The sequence below is a fragment of the Chitinophaga tropicalis genome (assembly GCF_009758205.1).
In the GTDB taxonomy this organism is placed as follows: Bacteria; Bacteroidota; Bacteroidia; order Chitinophagales; family Chitinophagaceae; genus Chitinophaga; species Chitinophaga tropicalis.
Genome location: NZ_WRXN01000011.1, coordinates 170,101 through 186,225, shown reverse-complemented (window position 1 = coordinate 186,225; position 16,125 = coordinate 170,101). Strand labels below are relative to the sequence as shown.

The window sequence follows — 16,125 nt, the reverse complement described above, 5'->3', positions numbered from 1 at the left end:
ATGGCGGCAACGATCATATATAATACAGGAATTCAAATATACCGGGCTGGTGTGGCGCTGGCTGCGGCCACAGGTAATGCCAAAGCCCGGCGCTGGGAAGAAGGCCGCCATAACTGGAGGGAACATATGCAACGGCAGCTGGCGGGAGCCGGTCAGCTGGTATGGGTACATGCCGCCTCCCTGGGAGAATTTGAACAGGGCAGGCCTATACTGGAAAGCATCCGTGAGCAGTATCCCGGTTATAAAATACTCCTTACTTTCTTTTCTCCCTCAGGGTATGAGGTGAGGAAAGATTATAAAGGAGCAGATCACATCTTTTATCTTCCCCTGGATACGGCCCGTAATGCGAGGGATTTTATTGCCCTTGTCAACCCGTCTCTGGCCATTTTTATCAAATATGAGTTCTGGTATCACCTGCTCACAGAATTGTACCGCAGGCAGGTACCGGTATTGCTGGTGTCAGGGATTTTCCGGCCGGGCCAGATATTCTTTAAACCTTACGGCGGGATGTTCCGTAGCCTGCTGCGCCGGCTGACGCACATTTTTGTACAGAATGATCAATCCCTGGAATTATTAAAACAGGCGGGAATCACTCATGTTTCCCTGGCGGGAGATACCCGCTTTGACAGGGTATGGGCGCTCCGGCAGGAAGCCCGGGAACTTCCTGTAATAGAACGTTTTATAGCCGGAAGGCAAACCGTAGTTGCCGGGAGCACCTGGGCGGAGGATGAGGAGTTGCTGGCTGCCTGGTGGCAGCAGCATGCCTATCCCGGCCGTTGCCTTATTATAGCGCCTCATGAGATTGAGCCGTCTCATATCAATAAACTGATGGAACAGTTTCCGGGAGCACAGCGGTTCACTGAATGGGTAAATATGAATACCACACCGGCCACTGTGCTGATCATTGACAATGTGGGCATGCTTTCCCTGTTATACAGGTATGCAGCTGTAACTTATGTTGGAGGCGGATTTGGGAAGGATGGTATTCATAATATACTGGAACCGGCCACTTACAGCAAACCGGTACTCTTCGGACCTGTATTTCATAAATATCCTGAAGCTGCAGCCTTGCTGGCAGCGGGTGGAGGGGCTACGGTAAAAGACCTGGATACATTGACCGCACAGATAGAAACCCTGTTGCCGGACAATCTGGCCTGTATGCAAACGGGAGAACGCGCAGGGCAGTATGTAGCAGATAATAAAGGTGCTACAGAAAAGATATTGCAATATATTCAGGAGAAACGCTTTCTGACCAAAGCATAGAATTGCTGTACAGATTGGTTATCGTCCGCCCATCCCTGTCTGATCTTTAATTCTCTTTCAATCCAGTATTCCGCTTCCTGTAAGGAATGGAATTCATTGATTGTTTTCAGGGAACGTTCATAAGTATCCACATCGCCCCGGAACAGTTCCTGTACAAACTGGAATTTGTCATTGATCCCGATGGCGCTGCGAAGGTCTTTTACGGGTAATTCACTGTAACGGTCTGCCAGTTCAGTGTGGCCCTGCCTGAGGCGGTCGTTCAGAGATGGAGTGCTCTGGGCTACCAGCTGATTCAACTCCTTCAGTTCTTTACGTACGCCGTTGGTTTCCTGTCTGCTGCCACCCGCCATAACCGGTTCTGGTTGGGGGGCCGGAGCTGCAACAGGGGCAGGTTCCTGAGCCTGTCCGTAAATGGTGATGAACGCTGGTTTCCTTTCAACAGGCTGCTGAGGCTCAGTTGGGGGAGGAGGAGGTGGCGGTGTAGCCGGTTTGGGCAGACTGGTAGAATGATACGGTAATACCAGCGGATCTTTTCCGGAGACCGGATCAGGAGATGGGTTGGTAGTGATGGGCGCCGCAGGTGTATGGGCCGGGGCGGTTACAGGAGGTGGTGTATTTGTAACCAGCGGAGCGGTAGGCATGATCACTGCTACATGACTACCCTGTTTATGCTGTTCATGCTCACGTTCTCTCTGAAGGCTGCGCACATGCAGTATTTCCGCCTGCAGGAGCTGAGCATAATAAGAGATAGACTGCAAACCAGCGTTTGTATTTTTTAATTCCTGTAACTTGTCAATTAATGCACTTATTTTTTCCATAGCTATAAAAAAAAATAACTGAATGCAAAATGCGTTCCATGCCTTAATTGTAACGCTATATAGGGGAATTTATTTTATTTGCATAAAGTTAGGGCTTTTTAATTAACTGTTAATCAAAATAATAGAATATGTTTATTGAACCTTCTCTTGCAGGAGGGCGTAAAGGGTGGATAGAAGTGATCTGTGGCTCAATGTTTTCCGGGAAAACGGAAGAGTTGATCAGGAGATTGAAAAGGGCCCGGATTGCCAATTTGAAAGTAGAGATATTTAAACCAGTAGTGGATACACGTTATGATATGCAGCAGATCGTATCGCACGATGAGAGCCGTATTATGAGCACACCGCTGGAAAATTCACAGCAGATACTGTTGCTGGCGCAGGAAGTAGATGTAGTGGGGATTGATGAGGCCCAGTTCTTTGACGGGGAATTGCCCGATGTATGTGATCAGCTGGCCCTGAGAGGCATACGTGTTATCGTGGCCGGGCTTGATATGGATTATTTGGGGAAACCTTTCGGACAAATGCCTTTCCTGCTGGCAAAAGCAGATTATATCACAAAGCTGCATGCCATCTGTGTGAAATGCGGCAATATTGCCAATTATTCATACCGGAAAACAGCAGACAGGAATACAGTGCTTCTGGGAGAAACAGATGTATATGAACCGCGTTGCAGGCATTGTTATTACAATGCTCAATAAAAAAGAGGGTGTATCAAAATACGATACACCCTCTTTCTTTTATGAGAAATAACGTCTAAGACTGTGTTTTTACCTTGAATGTGAACTTCTTCTGGGTCAGGTAACTGAAACCTACCACAAATACGGTGGTCAGTATTTTAGAAACAGTAGGGAAGATATGCATATACTCCACAAAGAGTTTCATAAAGGCATAGTTCAGGCAGATACAGATGCCTACCAGCATAAAATATCTTACCAGCTGTACGCGGCCTTTGATATTGGAGTCAGAGAACACAATATACTTACTCAGCAGGAAGCCAGTTGGAAATGTCACTGCCAGCGCAATGAACAGGGCCGCAATATGACCGCTGATTGTCAGGAATGGCAAATGGATAGGTTTTTCCTGTAAGATAAAGTGATAACTGATGTAATAGAGTATGATGTCCATCGTCGTATTACCTCCCCCACAAGCCAGATAGCGGAACGTTTGCAAGGGCATGACCTTTGCAAAAGGCTGGTAAAAAAAATCTATCACCAATAAAATGAACCTTTTCATAGAAACAGTTGTGCAGCAACAAAACTAGTTAGTTTTACCGTTACTGTACCGCGCTTTAGAATTATCTTAACAAATTTTCTCTTTCTCCAATGTACGAAACGCTGTCTAAGGTCTGGTATAACAGCATATTATACTTTAAAATTATCTCAATAATTTCCTGTTCCTCCAACGTGCCGGTTGCCTGTTGAGGGGCTGTTGCCGGATCTTACGCAGTTCTTCTTCCCAGACACCTACGGCCAGTAATGCAGCTGCCCTGGCGGCGGCAGGGTCTGGCTGCTGTAAGGATTGCGGTGTAAAATATTTCCCGATGAAATTGGTGTCAAATTGTCCTTCAATAAAAGCCGGTTGTCTTAAAGCCCAGTTCCCGAAAGGCAGTGTGGTCCGTATACCTTTTACCTTATATTCCGCAATGGCCCGTAACAGGCGTTCTCTGGCTTCTTCCCGGTCAGCTCCCCATGCTATCAGCTTAGCTATCATGGGATCATAATAAATAGGAATGTCCATTCCTTCTTCATATCCGTCATCTACCCGTACCCCATATCCCTGTGGGCGCACATACGTACTCAATGTTCCGGTATCCGGCAGGAAATTATTGGCAGGGTCTTCTGCACAGATCCTCAGTTCTATGGCATGTCCGTTTATTTTCAGATCATCCTGTGTAAATGAGAGTTTCTCACCTCTTGCTATACGGATCTGCTCTTTCACCAGGTCCAGCCCGGTGATCATCTCTGTAACCGGATGTTCCACCTGCAAACGGGTGTTCATCTCCAGGAAGTAGAACTGCAACTGTTCATCTACCAGGAATTCTACTGTTCCTGCACCATAATAGTTGCAGGCACGAGCTACATCCAGTGCGCATTTTCCCATAGCGGCCCTGATAGCTGGAGTAAGGCAGGAGGAGGGGGCCTCTTCTATCAGTTTCTGGTGTCTTCTCTGTATAGAGCATTCACGTTCAAACAGATATACGTAGTTTCCGTGCTGGTCGCCCAGTATCTGTATCTCTATATGGCGGGGGGCTCCCACATATTTTTCAATAAAAACGGCGTCGTCCCCAAAGGCGCTCATTGCCTCGCTTTTAGCCAGCCGGATCTGTTCTGCCAGCTCTCCGGCATGCTGTACTACGCGCATCCCTTTTCCTCCGCCTCCGGCGGAAGCTTTGATCAGGATGGGGAAGCCGGTCCTTTTTACCACCTCTTCCGCCTCTTCGAGGCTGCGCAGCGGGGTTTCAGTACCTGGTACCATAGGCACGCCAAATTGTGCTGCGGCCTGTTTGGCAGCCAGTTTACTCCCCATTGTTTCAATGGAGGAAGCGCTGGGGCCTATGAAAGTAAGTCCTGCACCGGCAACTGCCTGTGCAAATAAGGCATTCTCACTCAGGAACCCGTAGCCGGGATGAATGGCGTCAGCTCCTGTTTTCCCTGCTGCTTCCAGGATCTTTGCTGATAATAAATATGACTGATTGGAAGGCGCCGGTCCTATACATACTGCTTCATCTGCATACTGCACAAAAGGCATGGTCCTGTCGGCTTCCGAATAGATGGCTACTGTGGCTATACCCATTTCCCGGGCTGACCGCATGATCCGCAGCGCTATTTCGCCACGGTTGGCTACCAGTATTTTTTTCATGAAAGCGAATATAGGGGTTTCTACTATCTTTGCCCCCACATGAAATCGACTGCCATCAGACAAACGCTTACCCTTGTAAAAAAAGACATATTGCTGGAGCTACGTCAGAAGTATGCTTTTTATGGTATCCTGCTGTATATAATCTCCACTGTCTTTGTCATTAACCTGATGATAGATAAGCCGGAGGAGAAGATATGGAATGCGTTGTTCTGGGTAGTGCAGCTTTTTGTAGCTGTTAATGCTATTGCCAAAAGTTTCCTGCAGGAAAGCCGTGGACGCCTGCTTTATTTCTATTCCCTGGTACATCCGCGCAACTTTATCGTTGCAAAGCTTATCTATAATATTGTGCTCATGGCTATTATGAGCCTGATCACGCTGGTTTGCTGTATTATGTTCCTGGGTAATCCTGTCATCAATTTCTGGTATTTCCTGGGAGTGATCATGCTGGGGGGGATCAGCCTGTCATTGCTGTTTACCATGCTTGCAGCCATTGCGGCACAGGCTAATCAGAATGCTGCGCTCATGGCCATCATGGGGTTTCCTATTATGTTGCCGCTGCTTATGATGCTTTCCAGCATAGCTAAATCTTCCTTTATAACCGTTTATCAGCCCGGTCTGCCTAAAATGTTCCTGATGCTGGCAAGTATGGATGTGCTGATCATCGCGCTGTCTATGGTGCTCTTCCCTTTTTTGTGGAAGGACTAGGGCCGGATTTTGCCATTATGGATAAAACCTGTAGGTTTGCCCCCAATATAGTTGGTTTAAAATGGCAAAGCATTGGTGGAAAGCCTTAACGGTACTGATCCTTATATACGTAATAATTAAAGGATTTACTATTGATATACCCATTATAGGTACAAACGGGCAATCTTCCCGCGGCCTTTTCTTCCACGTTCCTATGTGGATCTGCATGTACACCATGTTCACCATCTCTGTAGTCAATTCCCTTTTATATCTTAATAAGTATGATCTCCGCAAAGACGCCCTTGCCAGTGCTGCTGCCAGTGTAGGTGTTTTTTTCGGTATTCTCGGTTTTGCCACAGGCACTCTCTGGGCTACTTACACCTGGGGTGGTTCCTTTACCCGCGATCCTAAACAGATGCTTACAGCCGTAGCGCTGATGATATATATGGCCTACCTGGTGCTCCGCATGTCCATTCCGGACATTGATAAGCGCGCCAGGATATCGGCAGTGTTTAACATTTTCGCATTTGCTTTGTTGATTCCCTTAACATACATCATTCCCCGCATGGTAGATTCCCTGCACCCAGGAAGCGCCACCACACCAGGGTTTGCCTCCAGTGACACAGACAATAATATGAAACGGGTACTGTATCCCGCTTTCATAGGCTGGACACTGCTGAGTGTATGGATCTATACATTGCTTGTACGCTACAAAAAATTAGAGCTCAAAAATATTTTTAAATGATCAACAAGGCGTTCTCTTTCTGCTGTACCTTCCTGCTGTTACTCGTTTCTTTCCTGGCACATGCACAGGAAGGCCCTCAACAAAACACAGAAACAGGTCCGGTAAACGAATTTTTCCGCAGCAATGGCAAGATCTATGTTATAGTGGGAGTGCTGCTGATCATCTTCACAGGTATTGTTATTTTTTTAATATCCCTGGACAGGAAAATATCACGGCTTGAAAAGCGGGATAAGAACCTTCCGGGCAAATAAAGTCCAACGTTATAATTTACTACACAGATTACCAAAACGATTCTTTTTATGGCGCAAGAGCAACACTATGACTTCTTTCAGAGCGTTGAAAGAAGTTTTGACAAAGCCGCAAGTTTCACGAAATGGGAGAAAGGCATCCTGGAACAGATCAAAGCCTGTAATGCCGTTTATCGTATGAAGTTCCCGGTCCGCGTAGGAGATACCATCGAAGTGATCGAGGCCTACCGCGTACAGCACTCTCACCACAAACTGCCCTGTAAAGGCGGTATCCGCTTCAGCGATGCTGTAAACCAGGACGAAGTAATGGCCCTGGCAGCCCTGATGACTTACAAATGCGCTATCGTAAACGTTCCCTTCGGTGGTGCAAAAGGTGGTATCAAGATCAATCCCCGCAATTATTCACCTTTCCAGCTGGAAAACATTACCCGCCGTTATACTGCAGAACTGGTAAAGAAGAACTTTATCGGGCCTGGTGTTGACGTGCCTGCACCGGACTATGGTACCGGCGAGAGGGAAATGAGCTGGATACTGGATACATACATGAGCCTTCGCCCGGGAGAAATAGACGGTTATGGCTGTGTAACGGGTAAGCCTGTTTCCCAGGGTGGTGTACGTGGCCGTAAAGAAGCGACAGGTCTTGGTGTATTCTACGGGTTGCAGGAACTCTGCAACATTAAGGAGGATATGAAGAAATTAGGCCTGGAGCCCGGACTAATCGGCAAACGTGTAATTGTACAGGGTATGGGTAACGTAGGTTACCATGCTGCCAAATACTTCCATGAAGCAGGGGCAACAATAGTTGGCCTTATAGAATGGGACGGCGCTATTTACAGCGAAAAAGGCCTGGATCCGGATAAGGTGCTGAAGCACAGGAATGAAACAGGTTCTATTATAAACTATCCGGGTGCAGAAACATTGAAGAATAATGCCGACGGACTGGAAAAAGATTGTGATATCCTTATTCCCGCTGCGCTGGAAAATGTGATCCATAAAGATAATGCTGCCAATATCAAGGCCCGCATCATCGGAGAAGCGGCCAACGGTCCTATCACTCCTGAAGCTGACGAGATCCTGAATAAAAAAGGTGTGATTGTTGTACCTGATATGTTCCTGAATGCCGGAGGTGTGACCGTATCTTACTTTGAATGGCTGAAAAACCTCAGCCATGTACGCTATGGCCGTCTGGGCAAGCGTTTTGACGAGAACATGAACATCCACATCCTGAGCGTGATCGAAGACCTGACCGGGAAGTCTGTATCAGACAGGGAAAGGAAATTCATCGCTCATGGCGCAGATGAAGTGGACCTGGTATATTCCGGTCTGGAAGAAACAATGCATGCTGCATTGCATGAAGTACGTGAGATAATGGTTAACCATAAGGATATCCATGACATGCGTACTGCTGCATATGTATGTGCAATTGATAAAGTAGGCGCAGCTTACGAACAGCTGGGTATCTTCCCCTGATCTTTTATCTTTTTTATACGAAGTCCCGCACCGGTTCCGGTGCGGGATTTTTTGTAATTACAAATGTGCAGGTAGTTGTGTGATGAATTTCCATTGATTGATGTCTGTTTCATGTCTGCAACAGAAAGTATGGACCCCGTTGGTAATGACCAGGTAAGCCGCAGGAATGGCCATATGATAGCGGACTATCTGTTCCAGCGTTGTTTGTGTGAGCGGAACATCCATCTCTTTACATTCCACTATCATCCAGGGGCGGGTTTCCCTGTTGTAAACAACAATATCGCAGCGCTTTCTTAACTCGCCCAGATACAGTTCTTTTTCAATGCTTATCAATGAGGCGGGATAGCTTAATATTTGGGTCAGATAGTTCAGGAAATTCTGGCGTACCCATTCTTCCGGTGTGAGAACGACATATTTCTTACGGAAGCGGTCAAAAATGAGTGTTTTATCATTTTCATTGACAATTTTAAAATCAGGTGCCGGAAATTCGATCGCTATCATAATGTAAAGATAACAGAAACCGTCTGCCGGAGACTATCACTTTTTTTCTGTATATTCGTTTGCCAAAAGGCTATGAAGACAAAAGAAGAAATTGTAGCTAACTGGCTTCCCCGCTACACGGGAGAGAAACTGGAGAACTTTGGTTCCCATATCCTCCTCACCAACTTCAGCAACTATCTCACTTATTTTGCAGAATGGAATAACACCGAGATCATTGGCGCAGGCAAGCCTATGCAATGTGCTACTGCAAATGACATCACTATCATCAACTTTGGAATGGGGAGCCCAAGTGCAGCTACAGTAATGGACCTGCTGAGCGCGATCTCTCCCAAAGCAGTGCTTTTCCTGGGTAAATGCGGAGGGTTAAAGAAGAAGAATAATATCGGAGACCTGATCCTGCCTATAGCAGCTATCAGGGGAGAAGGTACTTCCAATGATTATTTTCCTCCCGAAGTCCCTGCGTTGCCGGCATTTGCCCTTCAGAAAGTGATATCTACCACTATCCGTGAATATGGTTGTGATTACTGGACAGGTACCTGTTATAGTACTAACCGCCGGGTATGGGAGCATGATGTTGAATTTAAACGTTACCTGGAACGTATCCGTGCTATGGCAATAGATATGGAAACTGCCACTATCTTTTCTGTAGGCTTTTTCAATAAGATCCCTACCGGAGCTTTGCTGCTGGTATCTGACCAGCCTATGATACCGGAGGGTGTGAAAACTGAAGAAAGCGATAAAAAGGTGACTTCCGAATATGTGGAGAGGCATCTGAAGATAGGTATAGATTCTCTTAAGAACATGAGAGATAGTCACCAGACAGTAAAGCACCTACGTTTTTAAGTGGTGTTTTCCTCAATTATGCAGCAATCACTTTTATCAATACAGGACCTTACGGTTTCTTTTGCCGGCAATCCTGCCGTTAATGGTATCTCTCTGGATATTGTTCCCGGTGAGGTGATGGGCATTGTAGGAGAATCCGGTTCCGGAAAATCGGTGACGGCGCTGGCCATTATGCGGCTGTTGCAGCAACCGGGTAGAATTACTGGCGGCAAGCTCCTGTACCAGGGCATAAACCTGCCTGAACTTACAGAGAATGAGATGCGTTCCTGGCGTGGCAATGAGATCTCCATGATCTTCCAGGAACCAATGACATCCCTGAATCCCCTGCATACCTGTGGGCACCAGGTAATGGAAGCCATCCTTCTGCATAAAAAGATCAGCAGGAATGAGGCGCGTGAACAAACACTTGCACTCTTCCGGCAGGTGCGCCTGCCAGACCCTGAGCTGCTGATGCATAGATATCCGCATCAGCTTTCCGGCGGACAAAAACAGCGCGTCATGATAGCCATGGCTATCAGTTGCGGCCCGCGATTATTAATAGCTGACGAGCCTACCACAGCGCTGGACGTGACTGTACAGAAAGCCATTCTGGGATTGCTCAGGGACCTGCAGCAGCAGACGGGCATGAGCGTTATCTTCATAACGCACGATCTTGGTGTGATAGCAGAAATTGCCGACAGGGTAGCGGTAATGTATAAAGGCCGTATTGTGGAGGAAGGGACTGTCACACAATTATTCAGCCATCCGCAGCATCCTTATACCAAAGGGTTATTGTCCTGCAGGCCGCCATTGGATAAACGCCTGTACAGGCTACCCGTTACCCGTGATTTTATGGAGGTGGACCCCTCAGGAAATATCATTGAGAAGCCGCAGGCCGTCAAAGCGCTGGTAAACAGCCTGGAAATACCTGAAAGCATTATAACAGGCAGAGCAACTTTCCTGGCAAAGCAGCCTCCCCTGCTGGAAGTGGAGAACCTGCACACCTGGTTTCCGGCCAGGCGTAATCTTTTCGGGAAAGTGCTTTCGTGGACAAAAGCAGTGAATGATGTAAGTTTTTTTGTAAAAGAGGGAGAGACGATGGGATTGGTAGGAGAGTCCGGTTGTGGAAAGACAACACTTGGAAGGACATTATTACGCCTGCAGGAGCCTACTGCCGGCAGCATCCGCTATAAAGGGAAGGAGATCACGGGATTGTCCCGTTCTTCGATGAGGGAGCTTCGTAAAGATATCCAGATCATTTTCCAGGACCCTTATTCCTCGCTGAATCCCCGTTCTACTGTGGGGCAGGCTATATTAGAACCTATGCAGGTACATGGTATGCATGGTAATGACCGTACCCGCAGAGAGAAGGTGAAAGAGCTGCTGGCTAAGGTGAACCTGTTGCCGGAGCACTATGATCGTTATCCGCATGAGTTTTCCGGTGGACAGCGGCAACGTATTGTAATAGCACGGGCCCTGGCGCTGGAACCTTCATTTATTATCTGTGATGAATCTGTAGCCGCGCTGGATGTCAGTATACAGGCACAGGTGCTCAATCTGCTGATGCAGTTAAGGGAAGAGTTCGGTTTCACATATATATTTATCTCTCACGATCTTTCAGTAGTACGCTTTATCAGCGACAGAATGATGGTGATGAACAAGGGGAAAATAGAGGAAGCCGGGCCGGCAGCGCAGGTGTATGAACATCCGCAGAGCCCGTATACAAAACAGCTAATTGAGTCTATTCCGAAAAATATTTATATTTAATCTTTTGTCGGATAATATAAGATAATCATTTTTTGATAGATAAGGTATTTATCAGTACCTTTGCAACCTTTAAAATTTCTATTCATACCGTAATATGAAACTATCACAGTTTAGATTCGACCTTCCTTTAAATCTGATTGCGCAGCACCCTTCCAAGACAAGAGACGAAGCACGTTTGATGGTGGTAAACCGTGCCACCGGGAAAATTGAGCACAAAGTTTTCCGTGACATTATCGGCTACTTCAATGATAAGGATGTGATGGTGGTGAACAACACCAAAGTATTCCCTGCACGCCTTTACGGCCGTAAAGAGAAGACCGGTGCAAAGATTGAAGTATTCCTGCTGCGTGAACTGAACAAACAGAATCGTTTGTGGGACGTAATTGTTGATCCTGCCCGTAAGATCAGGGTTGGCAATAAATTATATTTTGGCGATGATGAATCGCTGGTAGCAGAGGTGATTGACAATACCACTTCCCGCGGCCGTACCATCCGTTTCCTGTTTGAAGGAAATGATGAGGAGTTCAAACAGGTGCTGGACACGCTGGGTGAAACTCCGCTGCCTAAGTACATCAAGCGTAAGCCTGAAGAAGAAGACAAAGAGCGTTATCAGACAGTTTACGCCAAATATGAAGGCGCTGTGGCTGCTCCGACTGCTGGTCTGCACTTCAGCCGCGAGCTGATCAAGCGCCTGGAGATCAAAGGTGTGAAATTCGCAGAAGTAACCCTGCATACCGGTTTGGGAACTTTCCGTCCTATTGAGGTGGAAGACCTGAGCAAGCACAAAATGGATGCAGAGTACTTTAACATTGATGAGTACGCGGTGAAGATCGTGAACAAAGCGAAGGAAGAGAACCGTAAGGTATGTGCTATCGGTACTACTACGGTAAGAGCGGTAGAGTCTTCCGTTACTGCCCAGAATTTGCTGAAGGCAGCTGAGGGATGGACAAATACCTTCATTCATCCTCCTTATGATTTTGCAATTCCGAATGCCCTGGTAACAAACTTCCACCTGCCTAAAACAAGCCTGCTTATCATGGTTTGTGCATTTGCAGGTTACGACCTGGTAATGGAAGCCTATCAGCAGGCAATTAAGGAGAAATACCGTTTCTTCAGCTATGGCGATGCCATGCTGATCATCTAAGAAAGATAAACTATTGTAAAAGGTCCTGTCCAGTCTCGCCTCAGGCAAGAATGAGGCAGGACCTCTTATTTAGGCCCTATATGGAAACACGCAGAAAAATAGCGATCATAGTTGCCGGTGGGTCTGGTACCCGTATGGGGAGCGCCATTCCCAAACAATTTCTTGACCTGGCCGGTAAGCCGGTGCTCTGGCATACTATTCATTCATTTGTACGTGCATACAGTGATATGGAGATAGTACTGGTGCTTCCGGAAGCGCATTTTGACTATGTGACGCCATGGCTGGGAGAATTTAATACAGTCGCTCCCGTTACACTTGTAAAGGGGGGGGAGACCCGTTTTCATTCTGTGAAGAATGGCCTGCAACAGGTGGATGGCCCTGCAGTGGTTTTTGTGCATGATGGCGTACGTCCGCTGGTAAGTACTTCGTTGATTCAGGCCTGTTATGAAACTGCCCTTGCAGAGGGAAGCGCCATACCTGTTGTAGATATGAAGGATAGTATCCGTGAAACGGATGGCAGGGGAAACAGGGCTGTAGACAGGGAAAAATATAAGATCATACAAACTCCGCAGACATTTCTTTCTGAATGGTTACTGCCGGCATTTGCATTGCCTTACGACCCTTTATTTACGGATGAGGCTACGGTAGTTGAAAGGCAGGGGCATAGCATACAACTGGTGCCCGGAGAAGATTCGAATATTAAGATCACCCGTCCATTGGACCTGACTATTGCAGGAGCATTATTAAAAGATATTCAATAGCCGGACTGGCCTGTGGCCGGTAGTTCAGATCTCAAAAAAAAGCGTTTTTGCTGGAGGCAAAAACGCTTTTTTTTGAGCAGTTATTTTGTGGATACTTACTGAGCAACATCAGCAGACAATCCTTTATTGATCTTTGCAAGGATCTGATGTGCTACTTCCATTGCCTGTAATCCATCTATTGCATTTACTGGTACGGGCTTGTTATGCAGGATACTGTCACGGAACAATTCCAGTTCCATCCGTATTGCATTCACCTGTTTCACCTCGGGATTATCTATAGCGATGGTCTTTTTGCCTGAATTAGTTTCTATATCAAGCGTAAACAGCCCTTCATCTTCCGGCGTTTTCAGCTTGATGATCTCTGTTTTCTTATCCAGGAAGTCAATACCGATATAAGCGTCTTTCTGGAACAGCCGCATTTTACGCATCTTTTTCAGGGAGATCCTGCTGGAGGTAAGGTTTGCTACGCAGCCGTTATGAAATTCTATGCGTACGTTAGCAATGTCAGGAGTATCGCTCATCACAGCAACACCACTGGCGGAGATTCTGTTAACGGTAGATTGTACAATGCTCAGCACGATATCAATGTCATGGATCATGAGGTCCAGAATCACACTTACATCAGTTCCTCTCGGGTTAAATTCCGCCAGACGATGAACCTCAATGAACATTGGTTTCAGCTCGTGCCCTTTTAAGGCAAGAAAAGCCGGGTTGAAACGCTCTACATGTCCCACCTGGAATTTGATATTAGCCTCTTCCACCAGTTTTACCAGTGTTTTAGCTTCGTCCATAGTGTTGGTCATGGGTTTCTCTACAAAGATGTGCTTACCATTTCTGATGGCCTGTTCACATAACCTGAAATGCTGAGTGGTGGGAGCAATGATATCTATAGCATCAGATGCCTGTATCAGTTCTTCCGCGGAAGTATATCTTGGAATCGGGTACTGCCGGGCCACACTTTCTGCATTTGCATCACTTGGATCGAAAAATCCAACTACCTCTACATCCTTCATGGTGGCTAATTGGGAGAGATGTATTTTACCAAGATGGCCTACCCCAAAGATTCCTATTTTGAGCATGTTACTATTTGACAATAAAATAATTGCGAATGTAAGGAAAAAGAGGGTATTATATACAAAAGTTATATAATGGTTCCCTCTTCTGCCATACTGTAATATCCTGCTTCAGATACGATGATGTGGTCTACAACGGTGATGTCAAGTAATTTACCTGCTGCTTTTACTTTCCTGGTGAGGTCGATGTCTGCATTGCTGGGTTTCAGGTTGCCGGAAGGATGATTATGGCAAAGAATGAGACGGGTGGCGCCAAGTTCAAGCGCTTCCCTGAAAATGACCCTGGGATCTGCAAGGGTACCGGTAATACCTCCTGTACTGATACAACGGTGCTCCAGCACACGGTTGGCGTTATTCAGGTACATTACGTGGAAGGATTCATAGTTGTTATCTCCAAGTAATGGTTTAAAATAAAGGGCGGCATCGCTGCCGTTACTGATCACCTTTCTGCGCCGCATATAGCCAGCCTGCTTTCTGCGGGCCAGTTCCATAGCCGCCACTATTATAACGGCTTTGGCATTGCCAATCCCTTTTACACGTTTTAGCTGCCTTACATTCAGTTTGCTGATCTCTCCGAGATTGTTCCCGGAAAGCTGCAGTATTTCCTGTGCCAGATTGAGCGCTGACTTTTGCTTGTGACCGTTGTTAAGTAAAATAGCTAACAATTCTGCATCACTTAAGGCATTTGCACCTTTCCTGATCAGTTTTTCCCTTGGCCTGTCATCTTCGGCCCAGTTCTTCATAGCTACATGTGTTGTAGGGCTAACGTTGTTTATCATTTTGCTAAAAATATTAGTAAAGATAAAGGATTTCCATCCAAAAAAATTTGTGGTAACTTTCCATCAGCAAACAGTGCTGTAGAAAACGGGGTGAGAATGCAACTGGTTGTGAATAAGAGAGATATCTATTTGCGGAATATTCAATTACACGTCATAGGCTTTACCGCCAAAAAAAACTAGGGTACGTACTCCAATAAATCATAGTTTTGCACCTCTTTTTCTATAATCCATGCAACCATTAGTAAAAATTTTTACGGGAAACAGTAATGCGGCGCTCGCAGAGAAAATTGCCAGGAAATACGGCAACGGCCTCGGTAAGCTGACTATCCAGAAGTTCAGTGATGGCGAGTTTCAGCCAATTTACATGGAAAGTATCCGTGGTGATTATGTTTTCCTGGTACAAAGCACCAATGCTCCTTCAGATAACCTGATGGAGCTGTTGATGATGATAGATGCTGCAAAAAGGGCTTCAGCCGGCTATATCACCGCTGTTATTCCTTATTTCGGCTTTGCCAGGCAGGACAGAAAAGACAAACCCAGGGTGGCCATTGCCTCCAAGCTGGTAGCTAACCTGCTTACTTCTGCTGGGGCTAACCGTGTGATAACCATGGATTTACATGCTCCGCAGATCCAGGGTTTCTTCGATATACCGGTAGATCACCTGGATAGCTCTGCGATTTTCATTCCTTACATTGAGAATTTGAAGCTGGAAAATCTTACCTTTGCGTCCCCGGATGTGGGAAGTACCAACAGGGTAAGGGAAGTAGCCGCCTACTTCAATGCGGAAATGGTGATCTGCGACAAGCACCGTAAACGTGCTAATGAGATCGCTTCCATGGTGGTGATCGGAGATGTGAAAGACAAAGACATTGTGTTGATAGACGACATCTGCGATACTGCCGGCACACTCACAAAAGCAGCTAACCTGCTGCGTGAGAAAGGGGCCAGGAGCGTACGCGCCTTCTGTACACACCCGGTGCTGAGCGGCAAGGCTTACGAGAACATTGAGAACTCGGTGCTGGAAGAGATGGTGATCTGTGATACCATTCCTATTAAGCAGCAGAGTTCTAAGATCAAGGTGATCAGTGTAGCAGATCTCTTTGCAGTAGCCATCCGGAACATGCACGAGAACAAGTCTATTACAAACCTGTTCGTGCACAGCCACCGCAGAAGCAATTAAGAAGCATTATT

The 16,125-nt window shown here is 46.5% G+C and carries 17 protein-coding genes; 11 read left to right on the top strand and 6 right to left on the bottom strand.

Going from position 1 to position 16,125, the window contains the following annotated elements; genetic code table 11:
• Window positions 1–1,263: a 3-deoxy-D-manno-octulosonic acid transferase gene (locus GO493_RS22595; protein ID WP_157308496.1), complete on the top strand. Its 1,263-nt coding sequence runs from the start codon at window positions 1–3 to the stop codon at window positions 1,261–1,263.
• On the opposite strand, the gene GO493_RS22590 is transcribed toward GO493_RS22595, so the two are convergent.
• Window positions 1,233–2,081: a hypothetical protein gene (locus GO493_RS22590; RefSeq protein ID WP_157308495.1), complete on the bottom strand. Its 849-nt coding sequence runs from the start codon at window positions 2,079–2,081 to the stop codon at window positions 1,233–1,235. The genes GO493_RS22595 and GO493_RS22590 overlap by 31 nt on opposite strands.
• A gap of 128 nt (window positions 2,082–2,209) precedes the next feature.
• Between GO493_RS22590 and GO493_RS22585 the strand changes: the two genes are divergently transcribed.
• The gene (locus tag GO493_RS22585; RefSeq protein WP_157308494.1) at window positions 2,210–2,779 is read left to right on the top strand and encodes a thymidine kinase; all 570 of its coding nucleotides are present in this window, start codon (window positions 2,210–2,212) and stop codon (window positions 2,777–2,779) included.
• Between the two features lie 55 nt (window positions 2,780–2,834).
• Here GO493_RS22585 and GO493_RS22580 read toward each other — a convergent pair whose 3' ends face one another.
• Together GO493_RS22580 and accC are read right to left on the bottom strand one after the other, a co-directional pair.
• Window positions 2,835–3,314: a GtrA family protein gene (locus GO493_RS22580; protein WP_157308493.1), complete on the bottom strand. Its 480-nt coding sequence runs from the start codon at window positions 3,312–3,314 to the stop codon at window positions 2,835–2,837.
• A 141-nt stretch (window positions 3,315–3,455) separates the two neighbouring features.
• Window positions 3,456–4,940: an acetyl-CoA carboxylase biotin carboxylase subunit gene (accC, locus tag GO493_RS22575; protein WP_157308492.1), complete on the bottom strand. Its 1,485-nt coding sequence runs from the start codon at window positions 4,938–4,940 to the stop codon at window positions 3,456–3,458.
• Between the two features lie 39 nt (window positions 4,941–4,979).
• Between accC and GO493_RS22570 the strand changes: the two genes are divergently transcribed.
• The 4 genes from GO493_RS22570 to GO493_RS22555 all read left to right on the top strand — a co-directional run bounded on the left by GO493_RS22570 (window position 4,980) and on the right by GO493_RS22555 (window position 8,087).
• Entirely contained in the window at window positions 4,980–5,645 is a 666-nt protein-coding gene (locus GO493_RS22570; RefSeq protein ID WP_157308491.1) for a heme exporter protein CcmB, read from the top strand.
• 61 nt (window positions 5,646–5,706) lie between these two features.
• Entirely contained in the window at window positions 5,707–6,369 is a 663-nt protein-coding gene (gene ccsA, locus GO493_RS22565) for a cytochrome c biogenesis protein CcsA (RefSeq protein WP_157308490.1), read from the top strand.
• On the top strand, window positions 6,366–6,620 hold the full coding sequence (locus GO493_RS22560; RefSeq protein WP_157308489.1) for a CcmD family protein: 255 nt from the start codon (window positions 6,366–6,368) through the stop codon (window positions 6,618–6,620). The genes ccsA and GO493_RS22560 overlap by 4 nt, the downstream gene beginning before the upstream one ends.
• A 48-nt stretch (window positions 6,621–6,668) precedes the next feature.
• Window positions 6,669–8,087: a Glu/Leu/Phe/Val family dehydrogenase gene (locus tag GO493_RS22555; protein WP_157308488.1), complete on the top strand. Its 1,419-nt coding sequence runs from the start codon at window positions 6,669–6,671 to the stop codon at window positions 8,085–8,087.
• A 57-nt stretch (window positions 8,088–8,144) separates the two neighbouring features.
• Here the strand turns inward: GO493_RS22555 and GO493_RS22550 are convergent, their stop codons facing one another.
• On the bottom strand, window positions 8,145–8,588 hold the full coding sequence (locus GO493_RS22550) for a type I restriction enzyme HsdR N-terminal domain-containing protein (RefSeq protein WP_157308487.1): 444 nt from the start codon (window positions 8,586–8,588) through the stop codon (window positions 8,145–8,147).
• A 72-nt stretch (window positions 8,589–8,660) separates the two neighbouring features.
• On the opposite strand from GO493_RS22550, the gene GO493_RS22545 reads away from it, so the two are divergent.
• The 4 genes from GO493_RS22545 (at window position 8,661) to GO493_RS22530 (ending at window position 13,082) form a co-directional block, all read left to right on the top strand.
• Window positions 8,661–9,431: an AMP nucleosidase gene (locus GO493_RS22545; protein WP_157308486.1), complete on the top strand. Its 771-nt coding sequence runs from the start codon at window positions 8,661–8,663 to the stop codon at window positions 9,429–9,431.
• Between the two features lie 18 nt (window positions 9,432–9,449).
• Complete coding sequence (locus GO493_RS22540; RefSeq protein ID WP_157308485.1) at window positions 9,450–11,177, top strand: ABC transporter ATP-binding protein; 1,728 nt, start codon at window positions 9,450–9,452, stop codon at window positions 11,175–11,177.
• Window positions 11,178–11,271: 94 nt separating this feature from the next.
• Window positions 11,272–12,321 carry a tRNA preQ1(34) S-adenosylmethionine ribosyltransferase-isomerase QueA gene (gene queA, locus GO493_RS22535; RefSeq protein ID WP_157308484.1) on the top strand — a complete coding sequence of 350 codons (1,050 nt, stop codon included), beginning with the start codon at window positions 11,272–11,274 and terminating at the stop codon, window positions 12,319–12,321.
• A gap of 80 nt (window positions 12,322–12,401) precedes the next feature.
• Window positions 12,402–13,082 (top strand): 2-C-methyl-D-erythritol 4-phosphate cytidylyltransferase, encoded by a 681-nt coding sequence (locus GO493_RS22530; RefSeq protein ID WP_157308483.1) that lies wholly within the window; start codon window positions 12,402–12,404, stop codon window positions 13,080–13,082.
• Window positions 13,083–13,177: 95 nt separating this feature from the next.
• Here GO493_RS22530 and GO493_RS22525 read toward each other — a convergent pair whose 3' ends face one another.
• Window positions 13,178–14,161 carry a Gfo/Idh/MocA family protein gene (locus tag GO493_RS22525; RefSeq protein ID WP_157308482.1) on the bottom strand — a complete coding sequence of 328 codons (984 nt, stop codon included), beginning with the start codon at window positions 14,159–14,161 and terminating at the stop codon, window positions 13,178–13,180.
• A gap of 62 nt (window positions 14,162–14,223) precedes the next feature.
• Window positions 14,224–14,934 (bottom strand): RadC family protein, encoded by a 711-nt coding sequence (radC, locus tag GO493_RS22520; protein WP_157308481.1) that lies wholly within the window; start codon window positions 14,932–14,934, stop codon window positions 14,224–14,226.
• Window positions 14,935–15,163: 229 nt separating this feature from the next.
• On the opposite strand from radC, the gene GO493_RS22515 reads away from it, so the two are divergent.
• Complete coding sequence (locus tag GO493_RS22515) at window positions 15,164–16,114, top strand: ribose-phosphate pyrophosphokinase (RefSeq protein ID WP_157308480.1); 951 nt, start codon at window positions 15,164–15,166, stop codon at window positions 16,112–16,114.
• Window positions 16,115–16,125: the final 11 nt, after the last annotated feature.

Coding starts and splice junctions, on each gene's coding strand:
- GO493_RS22595 (WP_157308496.1), top strand. CDS start 1: ATGGCGGCAACGATCATATATAATACAGGAATTCAAATATACCGGGCT.
- GO493_RS22590 (WP_157308495.1), bottom strand. CDS start 2,081: ATGGAAAAAATAAGTGCATTAATTGACAAGTTACAGGAATTAAAAAAT.
- GO493_RS22585 (WP_157308494.1), top strand. CDS start 2,210: ATGTTTATTGAACCTTCTCTTGCAGGAGGGCGTAAAGGGTGGATAGAA.
- GO493_RS22580 (WP_157308493.1), bottom strand. CDS start 3,314: ATGAAAAGGTTCATTTTATTGGTGATAGATTTTTTTTACCAGCCTTTT.
- accC (WP_157308492.1), bottom strand. CDS start 4,940: ATGAAAAAAATACTGGTAGCCAACCGTGGCGAAATAGCGCTGCGGATC.
- GO493_RS22570 (WP_157308491.1), top strand. CDS start 4,980: ATGAAATCGACTGCCATCAGACAAACGCTTACCCTTGTAAAAAAAGAC.
- ccsA (WP_157308490.1), top strand. CDS start 5,707: ATGGCAAAGCATTGGTGGAAAGCCTTAACGGTACTGATCCTTATATAC.
- GO493_RS22560 (WP_157308489.1), top strand. CDS start 6,366: ATGATCAACAAGGCGTTCTCTTTCTGCTGTACCTTCCTGCTGTTACTC.
- GO493_RS22555 (WP_157308488.1), top strand. CDS start 6,669: ATGGCGCAAGAGCAACACTATGACTTCTTTCAGAGCGTTGAAAGAAGT.
- GO493_RS22550 (WP_157308487.1), bottom strand. CDS start 8,588: ATGATAGCGATCGAATTTCCGGCACCTGATTTTAAAATTGTCAATGAA.
- GO493_RS22545 (WP_157308486.1), top strand. CDS start 8,661: ATGAAGACAAAAGAAGAAATTGTAGCTAACTGGCTTCCCCGCTACACG.
- GO493_RS22540 (WP_157308485.1), top strand. CDS start 9,450: ATGCAGCAATCACTTTTATCAATACAGGACCTTACGGTTTCTTTTGCC.
- queA (WP_157308484.1), top strand. CDS start 11,272: ATGAAACTATCACAGTTTAGATTCGACCTTCCTTTAAATCTGATTGCG.
- GO493_RS22530 (WP_157308483.1), top strand. CDS start 12,402: ATGGAAACACGCAGAAAAATAGCGATCATAGTTGCCGGTGGGTCTGGT.
- GO493_RS22525 (WP_157308482.1), bottom strand. CDS start 14,161: ATGCTCAAAATAGGAATCTTTGGGGTAGGCCATCTTGGTAAAATACAT.
- radC (WP_157308481.1), bottom strand. CDS start 14,934: ATGATAAACAACGTTAGCCCTACAACACATGTAGCTATGAAGAACTGG.
- GO493_RS22515 (WP_157308480.1), top strand. CDS start 15,164: ATGCAACCATTAGTAAAAATTTTTACGGGAAACAGTAATGCGGCGCTC.